This window comes from Erythrobacter insulae (assembly GCF_007004095.1).
Classification (GTDB): Bacteria; Pseudomonadota; Alphaproteobacteria; order Sphingomonadales; family Sphingomonadaceae; genus Erythrobacter; species Erythrobacter insulae.
The window spans coordinates 1,029,922-1,046,410 of the sequence record NZ_VHJK01000001.1 but is presented as its reverse complement, the minus strand read 5'-3'; the positions used below and the strand labels follow the sequence as shown (position 1 = coordinate 1,046,410).

Genomic DNA, 16,489 nt, shown 5'->3' with positions numbered 1-16,489 from the left:
ATCTGACAAGCCGCAGCCGCGCGGATCAAACGCGCGCGAGCTATCAAGACCGGTTGCCGTTCGCGGATTGGCTGGCTATCGCGCATCTCCAGCAAGCAAGGATGCTTGGCGGGTGTGGCGGAATGGTAGACGCCGGGGACTTAAAATCCCCTGATCTTTGATCGTGCTGGTTCGAGTCCAGTCACCCGCACCAATTTGCACTGCACGAACCGCCCGGGCACCGGGGAGACGGATCTGGGCCAAAATTCCCGGACGCTGGCATCTCACCACCTCTAACACCGGCCATACCGAGAGGTATGCGTTATCGCACTTTTAACGGGTTTGCCGGTATTCGCGTTGCTCGACTTTTGTGCCCCACCTTTGCTGCTCGCCCCTTAGCGGGGAGAATTCTGTGGCGACCGACCGAACATGGATATTATGGCGACTCATCCACGCGTCGATAATGCGACAAGCAGCGAGGCCGATTTGCGAGCGGCGCCGCGCTTTACCTTGCTGATCCGCGCAGCGCGTCTTGTCGCTGCCGAAGGCGAGTTTGTGTGTGTGATCCGCGATGTGTCGGAAACCGGCATCAGCGTCCGCCTGTTCCACGCTTTGCCCAAAGGTAATCCGCTCGAACTGCATATGCCGGGCGGCGGTACGTATGAATTGCGCCCCGTTTGGGAGCGTAACCACGAAGCCGGATTTGAATTTACGCAGCCTGTCGAAGTCAGTCAGCTGATCAATGAAGCTGGCGCATACCCCAAGCGCGGTTTGCGGTTGGGCGTGTTTTTCCCGGTTGCGATCAAAACGTTCACACAGTCTTGCGAAGGGATCGTCGAAAATCTCTCGCAACAGGGCGCGCGGTTTGAATGTGATGAATTGTTCGCGATTGATCAAACCATCCGTCTTTCAAGCCCGGCCGGGCTGAAAGAGGTCCGCGCCAAAATTCGCTGGCGGCGCGACAATCAATATGGCGTGGTGTTCGAGGATACTTTCACTTTGGGTGATTTTGCCCGGCTCGCCGCGAGGTTGCAGGCGCCGACTTTGCTTTCAAACTGAACAGCCGGTTCTGAGCGGGCTTATACCGGGACAAAATCCCGAACCGGCTTATGCCGGGACAAAATCCCGAACCGGCTTATGCCGGGACAAAATCCATCGCTACCCCGTTGATGCAGTGCCGTTTGCCGGTCGGTTTCGGCCCGTCACCAAAGATATGGCCCAAATGTCCGCCGCAATCGGCACAGTGCACTTCGGTGCGGGGATAGCCGATTTTGTAATCGACCGATGTTTCAACCGCGCCGCTATCGATCGCCTTGTAAAACGCCGGCCATCCGCTGCGGCTGTCATATTTGTGCGCGGAGGAATAGATCGCGTTGCCGCAACCGGCGCACTTGTATGTGCCTTTGCGTTTTTCGTCATTCAGCGGGGAGGTCCAGGCGCGTTCTGTGCCTGCTTCGCGGAGGATCCGGAACTCTGACTGCGTCAATTGGCGGCGCCACTGCGCTTCCGTCTTGCGAATGCGAAAATCCTTGCGCGCCTGTGCAGGGGTTGCGCCGCAGCCTGCAAGGGCAGGCATCACAGCGGCGATGGCGGTGGCCGCGATAAATCGGCGGCGGCTGGATGATACAAATTTCATGCGTTTTGCTCCGGACAAAACAAAAGGGATCTCACCTCTATTTACGTCGCAAACACCCGAAAAGTTTCATTCAGCCGCGCAGAGCCGAATTAAAACTCGGTGATTTCGACCTCTAGCTTGCGGAAGCCGTGGACGAAATTTGCACGCACGCGCTCCACATCGCCCGCGACATGCACCCGCATCCGGCGTTTGTGCATTTCCTCCAACAGCACCCGCAGCTGCAATTCGGCAAGGCGCGCGCCGACGCAGCGGTGAATACCGTATCCAAATGCAATGTGCCGGCGGGCGTTGTCGCGTGTGATATCCAGCTTGTGCGGATCTTCAAAGACCGTGTCTTCGCGGTTCGCGCCAAGATACCAAAGCACGACTTTGTCGCCTTCTTTGATGGTCTGGCCGAATACCTCGGTGTCTTGCGTACAGGTCCGCCGCATATGGGCGAGCGGAGTTTGATACCGCAGACATTCCTGAACCGCGTTCGGGATCATCTCCGGGTTTTCCTCAAACAGTTTGCGCTGATCGGGAAATTTATCGAGCGAATGGATAATCCCGCTCATGGTGTTGCGGGTGGTGTCATTGCCGCCCACAATCAGCAGGACCAGATTGCCCATGAATTCCTCGGGGCGCATCTGGTTCATCGCCTCGGAATGGATCATCATCGAAATGAGATCATTGCCGGGCTCTTCATCCTGGGTGCGTTCCATCCATAGCGTCTGGAAATATCCCGCCATTTCCTGAAGAATTTCCCAGCGGGTGGAATCCAGATCGCGCACACTGGCCAGTTCGGTATCGCCGGCCCAGTCCGACCAGAATGTCAGCAGGCGGCGGTCTTCCCATGGGAAACCGAACAAAATCGCCAGCATTCCGGTGGTGAGCTCGATTGAGACTTTATCGACCCAGTCAAAGGTTTTACCGCGCGGCAATGTATCGAGCAGCTCGCCGGTGCGGCGGCGGATTTCCTCTTCCATGTCGCCCATTGCAGAAGGCGTGAATTTGGGCGCCACGGTGCGGCGCTGTCCGGTGTGTTTTGGCCGGTCCATTGCGATGAACATTGGCAATTCACGCGCTGCATTGCCTGCGGCTTCGGCCTCTTCCTGCGTCAGTGGATCGAGGATGGTGATGCCGCCATGTTCATAACTGGATGAAAACGCTTCGGGCAGGGCTTCGATATGCTGGATCGCCTTGTGCCCGACCACAGCCCAGTACGGGCCATAGGGGCTATCGGGGATGTAATGCAGCGGTCCTGCATCCTGCATCTCTTTAAAGATTGGCTGCCACGTATCCTCGAAATAGATATCCGAGCGGCTGACATCCCATTTGTGCGGGTGGTTCGGGCGTTCGCCGGGGTTTTTCTCGTAATGCGCCTTGATCGCTTCATAAGCGGTTGGCGATGTGCGCACTTGCGGGCGCTGCGGGGCAATCGTGGCCATGTCTCTCTCTCCCAATGGAATTGCTTTCGCCCATTCCTTGAGTCGCATCCTGCCTTAACTAACACAGGTGTCAATAGTGGGTTGCTATTTGCGACTTATTCTGCCGGTTCAGCGGAAGAATCTTGCGCCGATGATCGACCAAACCAGTTGCGGCGTTTCTTGGCATGTCCGGCGCCGCCCGATTTCATCACGCGTTTGCGGAACAGGATCGATCCGCCTTTGACCAGCAGAACCACAGCGAAAGCCTGCCAGACAAGCGCGACCGCATGGGTCCATAAAGTGTCCTCCAACGCCGCCCGGGCGACCATCGCAAAAGGCGATGACAGGGGGAAGATGACAGAGGTCAGCTCAAGCGGGGTGCCGATCTGGCCGATATTGGCAGCCGATAGGAAGAACACCATCAATTGCAGCATCGTGACCGGCATCGACATGGTCTGCACTTCGCGCACGGTGTTGGCCATCGCGCCGATAGTCAGGAACAGCGCGCCGAGCAGCAAATACGCCATCGAGAAATAGACAATGCCCAGCGCGATAAACATCGGCCACCCGACAGCGGGGCCCGGCAATTCGCGAAAATTGGTCTGGGTGACGGTGACGATGGCGTCTTCGGCCACGGCCCAAAAGCCCCAGCCCACTGTGCCCCAAACGGCAATGCCCACAAATGACACGCCGAGCATGGCAAACAATTTACCCATAAACACCGCATCCATCGGGATCGCTGCGGCAAGGATTTCGATAATCTTGTTGCCCTTTTCCTCGGCAAGGTTGGACAGAACCATACCGGCGAGCAGCATAGTGAGCAGGAACAGCACCATCTGCGCGGCCTGCGCGGTGCGAATGCGATTGGAGCGTTCGGAAGCGGCGCTGGTGGCGACCACCTGGCTCGTGCTGCTGGGGAAGCGGGTGGGTGATGCGCCGGTCGCGGTTGCAGCGATCAATTCTACCGGTCCGCGCCACCGGTTGATCTGGCCCTCTGTGCCGACCAGTTCGGGCGATTGCGGGGTGCCTGTGAGGATCGCAGCAAAATTGCCGCGCCGTTCATCAAGGAATGCGCGCGCATCAAATGCGCCGCCTGCCTCTGCTTCGGCAATTCGCCTGAACGCGGGAACGCCGCCGCCCAATTGCGGGCGCAGCGTGTCGGCTGCGTCCAGCATGGCGGAGTTGTCTTCGGCGCTCATCGCAAGGCCGATTTCCACGCTCACAGCCTGGGTTGAAACCTGTTTGCCAATGCTACCGGCCAATCCGCCGACCAGCACAGGAAACAGCGGCCCGATCAGAAAGAACAGGAATGCGCGGCTGAACAGTACAGCGATAAAATCGCGCCGGGCGATAACCCATGCGGCCTCTAGCCGCGAAAGGCGGGGGCGAGCGTCGATGGCGGATTGATCAAACGAGCTCATGCGCCGCCTCCTGCCTGATCGGCCTCTAATTGGCGCGCGGCGGCCTCGCCTGCAATCGCCACAAAAGCATCGTGCAATCCGGCGCGTTCGATGGATAGCGAAAGGATGCCCGCTTCCCCTTCGATCAGGGTTTTAAGCAAGGGTTCAACACCCGTTTCCGGTAAAGAGAAGTAGAAAAAATCACCTTCGCGCCGCGCGTCTTCGGGCAGGGCATGGGTCCACGCGCCTTCGCGCATACGGGTTTCCAGACGCACCTGAGCCGGGATGCGATCGCGTGCGGCCTCTACGCTTCCGGCATAGGGCACCTTGCCCCCGGCAATAATCGCCACGCCTTCGCACAAACGCTCTGCGTGGTGGATCACATGGGTTGAGAATATCACCGTCACGCCGTCATCGGCGAGCGTGCGGATGAGGCCTTCGAGTTTGCCCTGATTGATTGCGTCGAGACCCGAAAACGGTTCATCCAGAACCACCAGCCGAGGGCGGTGAACCAGCGTGCCCAGCAATTGAACGGTTTGCGCCATGCCCTTTGATAGCTGGCGGATCTGGCGTTCGGCGGCATAGCCAAGATCGTGCCGTTCCAGCAATTCCAGCCCGCGCTTTCGCCCCTCGGCCAGCGGCAGGCCGCGGAGCGCGCCCATAAACGCAATCGCTTCAACCGATTTCATCGCGGGATACAAACCGCGCTCTTCGGGAAGATAGCCGATCAGGCGGCCAATTTCATGCGGGCGATCATGGCCGAACACCCGGCGCACACCGGCATCGGGATCAATAATACCCAGCAACATGCGCAAAGTGGTTGTCTTGCCCGCACCATTGGGGCCAAGGATGCCGTAAATCGCGCCTTCGGGAACAGAGATATCAACCCCGTCGACCGCGCGCGTGCCATCAAAATCCTTTACCAGCCCGCGTGCTTCAATCGCCAGCGGCCGCTGTGATGAGAGGGGTGCTGCGACATTGCTCGCTGCCATGGGTTCGCCTACGTGTTCGCCAAGTGTCATATGCATGAGCGCGGGAGTTAACGCGCGAAACTGAACGGGAGCAACCCCAAGCGTGGTTAATAGCGCAGTAACCGGTACCCTGGTCGAACGGCTTGAGAAAGAAGCGCGGTCGCTGGGATTTGCTGCGTTCGGGATCGCCAGCGCAGGCGAAGATCCGGTGCGGGCCAAGCGGTTGGAGGCGTGGCTTGGAGAAGGCAATCACGGGTCTATGGAATGGATGGAGACGCGGCTGGAGCACCGCCGGTCCCCGCAAGGATTATGGCCAGAGGCGCGCAGCGTCATTGCGCTTGGCATGAGCTATGCGCCGCCCAATGATCCGATGGCGCTGGCGGATGAGAAAAGCCATGCGCGCATTTCGGTTTACGCCCAGGGCAAGGATTATCACGATGTCGTGAAAAAGAAGCTGAAAGCGCTGGCCCGGTGGCTGGTCGCGGACAGGCCCGATGCCGAGGTAAAAGTCTTTGTCGATACTGCCCCGGTGATGGAAAAACCGCTGGGCGAAGCGGCCGGGATCGGGTGGCAGGGCAAGCACACCAATCTGGTCAGCCCGGACCATGGCAGCTGGCTGTTCCTAGGCGCGATCTACACCACATTGGATTTGCCATTAAGCTCGCCTCAGCGCGATCAATGCGGGTCATGCCGGGCCTGTCTCGATTCCTGCCCCACCGATGCATTCCCGCAGCCCTATAAAATCGATGCGCGCCGCTGTATCTCGTATCTCACGATTGAGCATAAGGGGCCGGTCGCAGAGGAATTCCGCGCCGCCATGGGCAACCGGATTTACGGCTGCGATGATTGCTTGGCGGTGTGTCCGTGGAACAAATTTGCAGATCAGGCGCATGCAATGCGCGAATTTTTGCCGCGTGCAGAACTGGTCGCGCCGCGCCTGTCCGAATTGCTTAGCCTGGATGATGCCGGTTTTCGCTCGTTCTTCTCCGGCTCCCCGATCAAACGGATCGGGCGAAACCGGTTTGTGCGCAATTGTCTATATGCAGCGGGCAATAGCGGGGATGCCGGTCTGCTGGAACAGGTTGAGCGCCTGCGAAGCGATCCCGATCCGGTGGTAGCGGATGCCGCCGACTGGGCCGCAGCGCGGCTTGGTTAGCCTTTGCCAAAATCTGCGTCGTGTTCACCCAATCGGGGCGCATGGCCAAGCGGTGCAGGCTGCCAGTCGCTGAATGTATTGGGATCGCGCATCTGGAACAGCGCGCCTTCGCTGGGATGCTGTGAGGCTTCGATAAATCCCGTTTCGCGCAAATGCGGATCATCGATCACATCATCAAGATCGGTCACAGCCATGCAGGGGATGGAATGCTGGCGCAGAATTGCCAGCCATTCGTTTGTGGTTTTCCGAGGCGTTAGCGCCGCCATGCGTTGATACAGTTCGGGCGCAGCAGCGATAATCCCGCGAATATCCGTAAACCGTTCTTCCCCCGCCAATTCGGGATCGCCCAGCAACGCCACGACCTGCGGAAATTGCGGCAAAGTGTAGGGCACGATGCTGATCCAGCCGTCTTTTGTCGGCATCGGCTGACGGTCGGGATCGACCTGACGCGAATATCCGGCATCGCCATTGGGCGGGTCAAAGGTTTTCCCGTCAAGATGCTCTTTCAGCATAAAACTGGCAAAGGCTTCGAACATCGGAACTTCGATATGCTGGCCTTTTCCGGTCCGCAAACGGTGGGTGATTGCCGCGAGCGTGGCATAGGCGGCGTGCAGGCCTGCGACCTTGTCTGCGATCAGAGACGGGAGATAGCGCGGGCGTTCATCGCCATCGACCCGCGGCAGCAAAGTGGCCGTGCCGGTCGCGGCCTGAATGACATCATCATAGGCCTGAAGCCCGGCATAGGGCCCGCCTGATCCGAACCCGACGCAGTGAACGTAGATGATGTCCGGATTTATCGCTTTGACCGCCTCATAATCAAAGCCCAGCCGCGTGATTGCTTTGCCGCGTACATTATGGATAAACACGTCTGCGTCCTGCAGAAGATCCTGCAAAATCTGGGCGTCAGAGGCCGCTTTCAGATCCAGAACCAGCGATTTCTTGCCGCGATTGAGCGCGATAAAGCCCGGACCCATGCCGGGGGTTTTGTTCGGCTTTGCACCGTGGCGATAGGCATCGCCTGACGGGCCTTCGATTTTGATCACTTCTGCGCCGTAATCGGACAGGATTTGCGTTGCATAGGGGCCAAAGACGACGCTTGTCAGGTCAATAACCTTCACCCCTTCGAGCATTGGCTTACCGTCATTGGCAGTGATCACGCGCGCATATCCTTACATCAATTCCTTGATCGGGACGTCGGGATCGGACAGCACAGCGCGGTCGATTGAATCGGTGCCTGCCTCCAACAGTTTGCGGCCCTGCACATAATCTTTCATCGCGCCGACACAGTCGAACGCAATCGGCTTGCCCTCTTTCAGATAAGCGACGGTGAATTTGCGCGTCTCGGGATCGCCGCGCAGCACAGTCTCGTCATAGCCGAGGCTAAGGCCGGCAGTCTGCAATTTGAGGTCATACTGGTTTGACCAGAACCACGGCAGGGCATTGTATTCCTGTTTGTCACCCATGATCGCTTTGGCCACGGTGTTCGCCATATCGTGCGCGTTCTGCACCGATTCCAGGCGGATTACCGCGCTATCGGCATAGGGATTGGCGTGGGCTGCGCAGTCCCCGATGGCATAGACATCATCGAGCGTGGTGCGGCAGCAGAAATCGACATCGACGCCGTTTGACCCGGCCGCGCCTGCTGCGATCAAAGGCGCAACTGCGGGTACGATACCGATCCCGACTACCACCATATCGCACGGGACGGTTTCACCGGTGTCGAGCAATACGCTGCTCACTTTTCCATCGGTTCCGGTGATTTCGGCAATTCCGGTCTTGAGCCGTAGATCAACCCCTTGGCGACGGTGTTCTGCCTCGTAAAAACGGGACAGATCCTCGCCCGCTACGCGCGCCAGAACACGCGGAAGCATCTCCACCAAAGTTACCTCGCAGTCGAGCTTGCGCAAAACCGCTGCGGCTTCCAACCCGATATACCCGCCGCCGATCACCACAGCGCGTTTAGACCCGGACTGCAGCGCCGCCATCATCGCATCGGCATCGCGTTTGTCACGGACGTAAAACACGCCTTTCAAATTTGCGCCGGAGCATCCCAGACGGCGCGGATCGCCGCCGCCCGACCAGATCAGCTTGCGATACCCAATGGTGCTGCCGTCCGACAGGGTGACTGTATGCGCCGCAGGATCAATTTCGCTCACACCGCTGCCCAGACGCAGAGCGACGTTTTTGTCCGCCCAGAATTTTTCGGGCCGGATCATGATCCGCTCAAAAACCTTGTCGCCAGCAAGGTATTCCTTGGACAAAGGCGGGCGTTCATACGGCGGCATACTGTCGCGCCCGATCATCATGATCGATCCCTCGTGGCCTTGCTGGCGCAGGGCGATGGCGGCTTGCGCGCCGCCATGGCCGGTGCCCACGATTACCACATCTGCGTAGTCTGGTGCTGTTCCCGCTTGCGTCATAGGCCGCTGGGTCGCCGCAAATTGCGCTGTCGTCAAGCCGCTAAGCGATCACCGTTCCAGCAGATTGCGCGCCTGACTGGCGATCTGGGCGAGCACAGCAGGAGCGACCGGCGGGCGTGCCTGAGCCCGCGCGATCATGGCGCGGAATTGATCAACGGCGGCGGCATTGCGCTGTGCCCAATCGGCAATCGCGCCTTGCGGATCGTCTTTCCCGCCCTTGCGGCGCATCAAACGGCGCAGGAATTCCAGCCGCATATGCTGAAAATCGCGGGCCAATCCATCGACAAGCAAACGCTCCCAGATATCGGAAGGCGACATATACGCCGCGGTGCCTTGCGCCCAGTCGAGCCCGATACGCGCGCCGATATCGGTGAACGCGTTGGTAAGCGATTTCGGATCAATCTCGGTCGTCAACGCCAGCTGAGACAGGCCAACCGTCCCGTCAAAATCGAACAATTGTGCGACTTTTTCGGCCAGTGCAACGGGCGCACCTTTATCGGTGAATGAAGCCCGCAAAGCAGCCGACCGCACGCGCACTTCATCAGAGACAAGCTCTTCATGCGCGTCATTCAGCATCGCGACATTGGCTTTTAGCGCCTCAACCAGTTCGCCTGCCTGGACCTGTCCGGCGGCTGTGCGCAGCACGTCCGACATCAGATTTCCGACAGCGGCCGCAGTGCGATCAAACAGGCTTAGCCGTGCTTGCTCGCTCATCTGGGTTGTATCAAGTTCCTGCCACAGTGTTTGCAGATCGAACAACCGTTCAACCACCACGAACGCGGCGGCGACATCGGACAGGCCGACGCCTTCTTCCTCTGCCAGTTCAAACGCGTGAACCAGACCCAGCCGGTTGACGATCCGGTTGGAAAGATCGGTCGCGATAAGCTCGCGGCGCAGACGGTGATCTTTGATCTCGGCTGCAAAGCTTTTCCGCATGGGCTGCGGGAAAAGCGCGATCAGTGAACCTTCGAGCATCGGATCATCGGGCAATCCGCTGGCTTCGATGGCGTCTTGCAACACCAGTTTGGCCGAAGACAACAGCACCGCAAGTTCAGGCCGCGTCAGCCCTTTGCCATCGGCGGCGCGGCGGGCAAAGGCCTCTGCATCGGCCAGCCCTTCGGTCCGGCGGTCCAGATCGCCGCTGTCCTCCAACTGCTCGATCAGGCGGATATAGGACGCGGTCGCCTCTGGCCCGGCTGCCTCTGCGATCGACAGCGCGAGCGCTTGCAGACGGTTATCCTCCAGCACGATCTCTGCGACTTCATCGGTCATCTTGGCGAGAAGATTGCTGCGCTTTTTCTCTGTCAAAGCGCCTTCGCGCGTGGCGGCGGCCAGCGCGATTTTGATATTCACTTCGTTATCCGAACAATCGACCCCTGCCGAATTGTCGATAAAGTCGGTGTTGATGCGTCCGCCCTTCATCGCAAAGGCGATGCGCCCCGCCTGAGTGATGCCAAGGTTTGCACCTTCGCCGATCACTTTGGCCCGTACCTCGGCCGCGTCCACTCGCAGAGTGTCATTGGCCGGATCACCGACCGCCGGATGGCTCTCTTGCTCGGCTTTGATATAGGTGCCGATCCCGCCGAACCAGATCAGGTCCAGCTCTGCTTTCAAGATTGCGCTGACAAGAGCATCGGGTTCGATTTCCTTGTCTTCAATCGACAGCATCTCGCGCGCTTTTTTGGACAGTTTGATACGTTTCAGGTCGCGCGAATACACGCCGCCGCCTTTGGATATCAGATCGGCGCTGTAATCTTCCCAGCTTGATCGCGGCAGATCATACAGCCGCTTACGCTCTTTCCAGCTGGCTGCGGGATCGGGATCGGGATCAATAAAAATGTGCCGGTGATCGAACGCGGCAACCAGTTTGATCGCTTTGGACAGCAACATGCCATTGCCAAACACATCGCCTGACATATCGCCGCAGCCGGCAACCCGGATGCTGTCTTTCTGCACGTCGGTCCCCATTTCGAGGAAATGCCGCTGCACAGACACCCATGCGCCGCGCGCAGTGATGCCCATGGCCTTGTGATCATATCCGTTCGAACCGCCGCTGGCGAAAGCATCATCGAGCCAGAAATCCCGGCTTTCCGCGATGCCATTGGCCACATCAGAGAACCGCGCGGTGCCTTTATCCGCAGCGACCACGAAATACGGATCTTCGCCGTCATGGATCGTGACTTTATCGGGATGGACGACTTTGCCATCCACGATGTTGTCGGTGACAGACAGCAAAGTCCGGATGAACACTTCGTAGCTGGCCTGACCTTCGGCGGCCCAACCTTCGCGGTCGAGTGCGGGTGACGGAAGCTGTTTGGGATAGAACCCGCCCTTTGCGCCGGTCGGCACAATCACTGCATTCTTGACCCGCTGCGCTTTCATCAGTCCGAGGATTTCGGTGCGGAAATCGTCTCTCCGGTCAGACCAGCGCAGCCCGCCGCGCGCAATCGCGCCCGAGCGCAGATGGATGCCTTCGACCCGGCGCGAATAAACGAAAATCTCCCGCCACGGGACCGGCTTTGGCAGGTTCGGCACAAGGCCCGAATCAATTTTGAAAGCCAGCGCTTCGTTGGCCGCAGGGGCAAAAGCATTGGTGCGCAGCACCGCATCAATCACCGCGCGGTACAGGCGCAGCAACCGGTCATCATTGATCGCTGCGACTTTCGAAAGACCGCGGTTATAGGCTGAAATCGCCCCCGCCACGGCTTCGTCCCGATTGCCTGTGAAGCCGGGGTGATGACGCGCCACGAACAGATCGATCATCGCACGCGCCACATCGGGCGCACGGCCCAGCGCATCGACGACGGTAAAGATCGTAAAGCTCATGCCGGTCTGGCGCAGATACCGATAGATCGCCCGCAGCCATTCGGTTTCCTGCGCGGCCAATCCGGTGCCAACCACCAGCCGGTTGAACGGATCATCTTCCGCCCGGCCATTCAGCACTTCGGTAATCGCCGTCTCGAGCGCGCCCGCGCGTTCGAGCAGTTTTCCCGATGTGCTGCCTTCGGGCAGGTCCACGGTGAATTCATGAATCGTGCCCAGCGCGCCGCCATCCAGCCCGATCGGAATTTCCTTGATCACGCGAAAGCCGAAATTCTCCAGCGCCGGAACCGCATCGGAAAGCGGCAGGGCGCCTTCTTTCTGATAGATTTTCAGGCGCATACGGCTCGCCGGATCTTTGCCGATATTGTACAGACGAACACCGCGTTCATGGTCCAGATCGCTGGCAAGCCCGCGCAATCCCAAAATGTCGCGGGCGCCCTCTGCGGGGTCATATCGGCCGCGGTAATTCATCGGCAAAGCATCGGCATAACGCGATGCCAGCGCCGCCGCGCGGGCCGCGTCCATGTTTTCGGCAAGGTGTTTCTCTACCGCTTCGCTCCAGCCGCGCAGCATATCCTGAAACTGTATTTCCATCGCGGCTTCATCAGGCAGCTGTTTGGCTTCGCGAATGTCGATCACAAATTGCAGCATCGCCAGCGTGCCGCCTTCCACCTCAAGGCTCCAGTCGAGAACCCCGGCGCCTTCGTGCCGGGTGAACATGTCTTCGATTTGCAGGCGAACCTGAGTCGACACGGTATCACGCGGCTGCCAGACAAAGGCATAGATGTGGCGGCCCAGCCGCGATGTCACCAGCGCAAGGCGCGGGCGCGGGCGATCCACCAGGCTCATCATGGTGGTCGCCAGACGCGCAATTGAATCCTGTGTGAAACCGATCAACAAATCATTGGGCAGCGCGGTGAACGCATGCATCAAGGCTTTGCCTGCATGGCCGCCGGGATCAAATTTCAGTTGTTGGGTGATCGCAGCCAGATCGGCGCGCAGAACCGGTACCTGGCTGGGCGGTGTCGCCAATGCCGCACTTGTCCAGATCCCGGCGTGGATCGATAGCGATTGGACTTTGCCCGTCTTCGCATCGCGCAGGCCAACGATAAACAGATCGAGCGGAATTCTGCGATGAACATGGGACAGCCGATTGGCTTTGATCACCAACAAATCATGGCGATCATCGCGGGCATCGCAATCATCAAACCATGCAAACGCGCGGTCAAACGAAGCCTCGGCCAGAATATCGCGCGTGCTTTTGCGGCAAATGCCGCGGGCATCGCTTTGTTTGCCATCGCGTGAGCGTTTTACATGGCCCAGCTGCGTCAGCATTCCGCTGCCCAGCCACCGGATCAGCTCCTGCGATTCGTCATCGGCAATCTCGGCAACGTCGCCTGCCATGATGGCTTGCATTTCGGCCCAGTCGGAAACCGCGGCGCGGACATCGCCAAGCGTCGTGCGCAGCGCACGTTCCAGTTCGCGGCGCTGGCGCGCATCGACGCGCGGGGTCTCGATATAGATCAGCGATTCGCTTGGCAGATCATCGCCTGCCGCATCGCTTAACCGGATAAGATTGCCCGCTTGATCGCGCTCCGCGCCCAGAACCGGGTGAACCAGCCGATCAATGCTGAGCGATTGCGCGGCAATCGTTGCGGCAATGGAATCGACCAGAAACGGCATATCATCATTGATCACCGCGATCCGCAATTTGCGCCGCTCACCGCCAGCCGATTCCAGCAACAAAGCGGAATTTTTGGCTTCGCGCGTTTGCGCAGCAGAGAGCAGGAATTGCGCCGCTTCATCCAGAACATCGCCGGAAAGCGGCGTATCGCCGGGCAGAATTGAAGCCTTCAGGTGCTTTTTCAGAGATGTGAAAAGCGCCGTGTCAGTCGCCACTTGCTTGGCGGATTTCTCCGTCGGCGTTGAAACCATGATCCTGCTCCGAGCAATATTATTATGCTATTTTGTTTTATCGTGTCGGTAATACTCGCTTTTACCGCCGGGGCGCAAGCGCGTTAATCCCGTGTGATTACGCAGGGATCGACGCGGTGCCGGCTCCTTTGATCGCATCGGAAGGTTCAGACCGTGTCAGGGCATGCATCGTTTGTTCCAGCGAACGGATGCGGTCTTGCGGATCGAAGGTTGAACCGCACAGGATAATTTCGTCGGCGCGGGTGCGCGCGGCAAAGGCATCGATCTGATCGCGGACTTGATCAGGCGCGCCGACAGCTGCGGCCTGACCCAGATGATCCAGCATCGCGCGATGCGGCGCGGGCAATGATTGTGCATACCCTTCGACCGGCGGTTTCAGTTTGCCCGGCGTGCCGGTGCGCAGCGCCACAAAGGCTTGCTGCTGGCTGGAGGCCATCGTCTCGGCCTCTTCGGCGGTTTTGGCGGCGAATACGTTCATGGCGACGGCGACATACGGCTTTGCCAGCGCCTGCGAGGGCTGGAATTGATGGCGATACGTTTCGAGCGCCGCGTCCAGATGATCGGGTGCGAAATGGGCTGCGAACGCATAGGGCATACCAAGCTTCGCGGCGAGCTGCGCCCCGAACAGGCTGGACCCCAGCATCCAGAGATCGATTTTCGATCCCAGACCGGGCGTGGCTTTGATCGGCAAATCGACGTCGCCGGTTATCAGAGCGCGCAGCTCGACCACGTCTTGCGGGAAATATTCCGATGCCTGATGCAGGTTTTTGCGCAAGGCGCGCTGCAATTCGGGTCCGGCGCCCGGTGCGCGGCCCAGCCCCAGATCAATCCGGCCCGGAAACAGCGCGTCGAGGGTGCCGAATTGTTCGGCAATCTGGAACGGTGTGTGGTTGGGCAGCATGATCCCGCCCGATCCGATGCGGATGGTGCTGGTGGCGTTGCCGATATGCGCGAGCACGACCGAGGTTGCGCCGCCTGCGATCCCTTCCATCGCGTGATGTTCTGCCACCCAGAAGCGCGTGCAACCGAGCCGTTCAGCGGTTTGCGCCAGAGCGGCGCTCGCTTCGAAAGCTTCGGTGAGGGTGCCGCCTTCGCGCACAGGAACAAGATCGAGGACGGAATATCGGGTCATGGATTTGGCGCAGTATCGCTGGCCGGGCCGATCTGTTCAAGATAGCCGCGGGCGGTTTGTGCTGCGGGGCTATCCGGCTGAGCCTCGACCACCGATTGCCAGCTTTTGCGCGCGGCCTCTTCGCGGTTGGAAAGGATCGCGATTACGCCTGCTTCCAAACCGATCTCGCCATTGAGCGGGGCCAGTTCGACGGCGCGCTCGATCGCGGATTGGGCATCCGCCAGCCGGTCCAGCCGTCTGAGAAGCGCGGCTTTGAAAAGCCAGCCGTCGGCCATGTCCGGCTCCAGCTGCGTCGCGGTTTCGAGCGCAGTCAGCGCGTCTTCGCCGCGATCCAGCGCCACGAGTGCGCGTGCCAGATCAATCCCTGCCAGCGCTTCGAGCGTCGCAGAGGCGCCGCTGCGCGCATCCTGAATGGCCGTTGTCAACATCAGCGCCGCCGATTGCGCGTCTCCGCCTGCCAAAGCGGCATTGCCGGCCATCGTGCCAAAGCGGGCGCGGGTGGTTGCCTCGGCCGCCGGAGTTTCATCGCGCGCGGCGAGAAACGCGGTCCGCGCATCGTCCCACAGGCCAAGCTCGGTCGAAGCCAGCCCAAGACAATGGTTCGCAATCACGCGGTCCGCGCCGTTGGTTTCGGTGCGTCTGATCTGCGCCTGGGAATGAGCCCGCGCAGGGTCCTCTGCCAGCTGATCAAGGCATTGCGAAAGCCATGCACTGGTCGAGTTGACGGGCGCGGTGATCGCGGTTTCACGCGGCGGCCGATTCACAAGCTCATCGGGCGTACCGGGCATCCCGCCATATCCGGGATGCGGGCCAACCTGAAGCAGGAGCGGGAGAAACAGAGACAATACGGGCAAGGGCATATCCGTCAGTAAAAGCTGGCCAGTTGAGCCTTAAGCGTCGCGATATCGCAATCGCGCGAAAGGCGGTGATCGCCGTCTTTTACCAGCGTGACCTGTACCGCATCCGAACGCAACGCCTCGGCCAGTTTCAGGCTGGTCTCCCACGGCACATCGGTATCGCGTTGACCATGCAGCAATCGCACTGGGCAGTGGACCTCGATTTCGGTGTCGAGCCGCAACAGCGCCTCTGCATCGGCAAAGAAACCCGGATGCGTCGGGGTCGGCTCGGGACCGTAAGGATTGTCTTCATAGACGATTTGGCCGCTTGCAAGCACGGTGCGCTGATCATCGGAATATCCCCAGCGGATAAAATCGGGCGCAGCGGCAATGCCGATCATCCCTGCCAATCGGTCTCCCAGCGCCTCTGCCACCAATAGCATCAGCCAGCCGCCCATGGAGGATCCAACCAGCAGGATCGGGCCATCGATATAGGCCGCGATCAAAGCGAGCACTTCCTCGCGCCACCGCGATAAAGTGCCATCGGCAAAGTCGCCGTCGCTCTGCCCGCAGCCCGAATAATCAAGCAACAGGCACGCGCGCCCCTGTGCCTGGGCATCGGCGAACAAAGCGGTCGCCTTGCCGCCCGCCATGTCAGACATATAACCCGGCAAAAACACCAGGGTTGGCCCCTGACCCTGCACATGGCGGTACGCAATTTTGCGATGATCAGGCATTTCATGGAACTGCAAATTTGACATGGTATACGCCATGCCCGCACCAGAGCATTGCACG

12 protein-coding genes and 1 tRNA gene are annotated in these 16,489 nt (G+C 59.6%); 3 read left to right on the top strand and 10 right to left on the bottom strand.

The window, feature by feature from the left end:
* The first annotated feature begins 108 nt into the window (after positions 1–108).
* Both FGU71_RS04945 and FGU71_RS04940 read left to right on the top strand, forming a co-directional pair.
* Positions 109–193 (top strand) — tRNA-Leu (locus FGU71_RS04945).
* A 224-nt stretch (positions 194–417) separates the two neighbouring features.
* Positions 418–1,038: a PilZ domain-containing protein gene (locus FGU71_RS04940; RefSeq protein WP_234035646.1), complete on the top strand. Its 621-nt coding sequence runs from the start codon at positions 418–420 to the stop codon at positions 1,036–1,038.
* A gap of 76 nt (positions 1,039–1,114) precedes the next feature.
* On the opposite strand, the gene msrB is transcribed toward FGU71_RS04940, so the two are convergent.
* The 4 genes from msrB to FGU71_RS04920 form a co-directional block, all read right to left on the bottom strand.
* Positions 1,115–1,615 carry a peptide-methionine (R)-S-oxide reductase MsrB gene (gene msrB / locus FGU71_RS04935; RefSeq protein ID WP_142787524.1) on the bottom strand — a complete coding sequence of 167 codons (501 nt, stop codon included), beginning with the start codon at positions 1,613–1,615 and terminating at the stop codon, positions 1,115–1,117.
* Positions 1,616–1,704: 89 nt separating this feature from the next.
* Positions 1,705–3,042 carry a cytochrome P450 gene (locus tag FGU71_RS04930; RefSeq protein WP_142787523.1) on the bottom strand — a complete coding sequence of 446 codons (1,338 nt, stop codon included), beginning with the start codon at positions 3,040–3,042 and terminating at the stop codon, positions 1,705–1,707.
* 95 nt (positions 3,043–3,137) lie between these two features.
* Positions 3,138–4,442 carry an ABC transporter permease gene (locus FGU71_RS04925; RefSeq protein ID WP_142787522.1) on the bottom strand — a complete coding sequence of 435 codons (1,305 nt, stop codon included), beginning with the start codon at positions 4,440–4,442 and terminating at the stop codon, positions 3,138–3,140.
* Entirely contained in the window at positions 4,439–5,413 is a 975-nt protein-coding gene (locus FGU71_RS04920; protein ID WP_142788990.1) for an ABC transporter ATP-binding protein, read from the bottom strand. The genes FGU71_RS04925 and FGU71_RS04920 overlap by 4 nt, the downstream gene beginning before the upstream one ends.
* Before the next feature lie 82 nt (positions 5,414–5,495).
* Between FGU71_RS04920 and queG the strand changes: the two genes are divergently transcribed.
* On the top strand, positions 5,496–6,548 hold the full coding sequence (queG, locus tag FGU71_RS04915) for a tRNA epoxyqueuosine(34) reductase QueG (RefSeq protein ID WP_142787521.1): 1,053 nt from the start codon (positions 5,496–5,498) through the stop codon (positions 6,546–6,548).
* On the opposite strand, the gene FGU71_RS04910 is transcribed toward queG, so the two are convergent.
* The 6 genes from FGU71_RS04910 to FGU71_RS04885 all read right to left on the bottom strand — a co-directional run bounded on the left by FGU71_RS04910 (position 6,545) and on the right by FGU71_RS04885 (position 16,455).
* A complete protein-coding gene (locus tag FGU71_RS04910; protein WP_142787520.1) occupies positions 6,545–7,705 on the bottom strand; it encodes a CaiB/BaiF CoA transferase family protein in 1,161 nt (386 codons plus the stop codon). The two genes, queG and FGU71_RS04910, sit on opposite strands and share 4 nt — an antisense overlap.
* 12 nt (positions 7,706–7,717) lie before the next feature.
* Positions 7,718–8,968: an NAD(P)/FAD-dependent oxidoreductase gene (locus tag FGU71_RS04905; RefSeq protein WP_142787519.1), complete on the bottom strand. Its 1,251-nt coding sequence runs from the start codon at positions 8,966–8,968 to the stop codon at positions 7,718–7,720.
* Positions 8,969–9,016: 48 nt separating this feature from the next.
* Positions 9,017–13,726, bottom strand: a complete 4,710-nt coding sequence (locus FGU71_RS04900; protein WP_142787518.1) for an NAD-glutamate dehydrogenase domain-containing protein — start codon at positions 13,724–13,726, stop codon at positions 9,017–9,019.
* A 97-nt stretch (positions 13,727–13,823) separates the two neighbouring features.
* Positions 13,824–14,858, bottom strand: a complete 1,035-nt coding sequence (locus FGU71_RS04895; protein ID WP_142787517.1) for an LLM class flavin-dependent oxidoreductase — start codon at positions 14,856–14,858, stop codon at positions 13,824–13,826.
* Positions 14,855–15,703, bottom strand: a complete 849-nt coding sequence (locus FGU71_RS04890; protein WP_234035645.1) for a tetratricopeptide repeat protein — start codon at positions 15,701–15,703, stop codon at positions 14,855–14,857. The genes FGU71_RS04895 and FGU71_RS04890 overlap by 4 nt, the downstream gene beginning before the upstream one ends.
* 20 nt (positions 15,704–15,723) lie before the next feature.
* The gene (locus tag FGU71_RS04885) at positions 15,724–16,455 is read right to left on the bottom strand and encodes an alpha/beta fold hydrolase (protein ID WP_142787516.1); all 732 of its coding nucleotides are present in this window, start codon (positions 16,453–16,455) and stop codon (positions 15,724–15,726) included.
* Positions 16,456–16,489: the final 34 nt, after the last annotated feature.

What these genes read in the sequence shown, in the direction of transcription:
- FGU71_RS04940 (WP_234035646.1), top strand. Translation starts at nt 418, where the DNA reads ATGGCGACTCATCCACGCGTCGATAATGCGACAAGCAGCGAGGCCGAT.
- msrB (WP_142787524.1), bottom strand. Translation starts at nt 1,615, where the DNA reads ATGAAATTTGTATCATCCAGCCGCCGCCGATTTATCGCGGCCACCGCC.
- FGU71_RS04930 (WP_142787523.1), bottom strand. Translation starts at nt 3,042, where the DNA reads ATGGCCACGATTGCCCCGCAGCGCCCGCAAGTGCGCACATCGCCAACC.
- FGU71_RS04925 (WP_142787522.1), bottom strand. Translation starts at nt 4,442, where the DNA reads ATGAGCTCGTTTGATCAATCCGCCATCGACGCTCGCCCCCGCCTTTCG.
- FGU71_RS04920 (WP_142788990.1), bottom strand. Translation starts at nt 5,413, where the DNA reads ATGGCAGCGAGCAATGTCGCAGCACCCCTCTCATCACAGCGGCCGCTG.
- FGU71_RS04905 (WP_142787519.1), bottom strand. Translation starts at nt 8,968, where the DNA reads ATGACGCAAGCGGGAACAGCACCAGACTACGCAGATGTGGTAATCGTG.
- FGU71_RS04900 (WP_142787518.1), bottom strand. Translation starts at nt 13,726, where the DNA reads ATGGTTTCAACGCCGACGGAGAAATCCGCCAAGCAAGTGGCGACTGAC.
- FGU71_RS04895 (WP_142787517.1), bottom strand. Translation starts at nt 14,858, where the DNA reads ATGACCCGATATTCCGTCCTCGATCTTGTTCCTGTGCGCGAAGGCGGC.
- FGU71_RS04885 (WP_142787516.1), bottom strand. Translation starts at nt 16,455, where the DNA reads ATGTCAAATTTGCAGTTCCATGAAATGCCTGATCATCGCAAAATTGCG.